The sequence below is a fragment of the Streptococcus oralis subsp. oralis genome (assembly GCF_002096435.1).
Taxonomy (GTDB): domain Bacteria; phylum Bacillota; class Bacilli; order Lactobacillales; family Streptococcaceae; genus Streptococcus; species Streptococcus oralis_AA.
Genome location: NZ_NCUI01000013.1, coordinates 1 through 239 on the forward strand (window position 1 = coordinate 1; position 239 = coordinate 239).

1 protein-coding gene is annotated in these 239 nt (G+C 47.3%); it reads left to right on the forward strand.

The window, feature by feature from the left end; translation table 11 throughout:
* Window positions 1–239: isopeptide-forming domain-containing fimbrial protein (locus B7723_RS00065; protein WP_142358073.1), on the forward strand; the 239-nt coding region annotated here is incomplete at both ends.

Below are 239 nucleotides of genomic sequence, written 5' to 3' on the forward strand. Positions count from 1 at the left end.
AAATTGAATGGTCAAGCCCTTGACGCTAGCCAAATCAAGGTAGAAGGTCAAACGATTACCTTGACGCTTACAGAAGACCAAGTGAAAGCCAATGGCGGTCAAGCAGTTGAATTAACATTCGACGCGAAGATCAAAGCTGGCGCGAACTTGTCCGCATATGTGAAGGAAGACGGCCGTACACAGATTCCGAATAAGGCTTCTTATGACGCAAGCTTCCCACACAAACCAGGTGTGCACAA